General features: G+C 66.8%; 1 protein-coding gene. It reads left to right on the top strand.

The window, feature by feature from the left end; all coding sequences use genetic code 11:
* Positions 1 to 1601: HAMP domain-containing protein (locus IVB47_RS29640; protein WP_247466732.1), on the top strand; the 1601-nt coding region annotated here is incomplete at both ends.

The following is a 1601-nucleotide window of genomic DNA, read 5'->3' as shown; positions in this document are numbered from 1 at the left end:
CGCGCGTCGCGCGCGAGGTCGGCACCGAGGGCCGGCTCGGCGGTCAGGCCAACGTGCTCGGCGTCGCCGGCACCTGGAAGGACTTGACCGAGAGCGTCAACTCGATGGCCTCGAACCTCACCGCGCAGGTCCGCAACATCGCCGAGGTGACGACCGCGGTCGCGGGTGGCGATTTGTCGAAAAAGATCACCGTCGATGTCCGCGGCGAGATCCTGGAGCTGAAAGACACCATCAACACCATGGTGGACCAGCTCAACGCCTTTGCCGGCGAAGTCACGCGCGTCGCCCGCGAGGTCGGCACCGAAGGCAAGCTCGGCGGCCAGGCCCAGGTGCGCGGCGTCGCCGGCACCTGGAAGGATCTCACCGACAGCGTCAACTCGATGGCCTCGAACCTGACCGGCCAGGTCCGCAACATCGCCGAAGTCGCGACCGCGGTCGCCAAGGGCGATTTGTCGAAGAAGATCACCGTCAACGTGTCCGGCGAAATCCTTCAGCTGAAGGAAACGCTCAACACCATGGTCGACCAGCTCAACGCCTTCGCCGGCGAAGTCACACGCGTCGCGCGCGAGGTCGGCACCGAAGGCAAGCTCGGCGGCCAGGCCGAAGTCCCCGGCGTCGCCGGCACCTGGAAGGACCTCACCGACAGCGTCAACTCGATGGCGGGCAACCTCACCGCCCAGGTCCGCAACATCGCCGAAGTCGCGACTGCGATCGCCGGTGGCGACTTGTCGCGCAAGATCACCGTGGACGTGCGCGGCGAGATCCTTCAGCTCAAGGACACGCTGAACACGATGGTCGACCAGCTCAACCGCTTCGCGGGCGAGGTGACGCGCGTCGCGCGCGAGGTCGGCACCGAAGGCCGGCTCGGCGGCCAGGCCAACGTGCCCGGCGTCGCCGGCACCTGGAAAGACCTCACCGACAGCGTCAACTCGATGGCGGGCAACCTCACCGCCCAGGTCCGCAACATCGCCGAAGTGACCACTGCCGTGGCGCGCGGCGACCTCTCGCGCAAGATCACCGTCGACGTCCGTGGTGAGATTTTGGAGCTGAAGAACACCATCAACACCATGGTGGACCAGCTCAACGCCTTTGCCGGCGAAGTCACGCGCGTCGCCCGCGAGGTCGGCACCGAAGGCAAGCTTGGCGGCCAGGCCGAAGTGCCCGGCGTTGCCGGCACCTGGAAGGATCTCACCGACAACGTCAACTTCATGGCATCGAACCTCACCGCGCAGGTCCGCAACATCGCCGAGGTCGCAACCGCGATCGCCGGCGGCGACCTGTCGAAGAAGATCACGGTGGACGTGCGCGGCGAAATTCTGCTGCTCAAGGATACCTTGAACACCATGGTCGAGCAGCTCCGCTCCTTCGCCGCGGAAGTGACGCGCGTCGCACGTGAGGTCGGCACCGAGGGGCGGCTCGGCGGCCAGGCCGTCGTGCCCGGCGTCGGCGGCACCTGGAAGGACCTCACCGATAACGTCAACCTGCTGGCCGCGAACCTCACCACCCAAGTCCGCAACATCGCCGAAGTCACCACCGCCGTCGCGCGCGGCGACCTGTCGCGCAAGATCACCGTCGACGTGAAGGGCGAAATTCTCGAGCTC

It is taken from the genome of Bradyrhizobium sp. 62, assembly GCF_023073035.1.
In the GTDB taxonomy this organism is placed as follows: domain Bacteria; phylum Pseudomonadota; class Alphaproteobacteria; order Rhizobiales; family Xanthobacteraceae; genus Bradyrhizobium.
The sequence above is the reverse complement of the archived record's forward strand: the minus strand, read 5'-3'. Positions and strand labels throughout refer to the sequence as shown.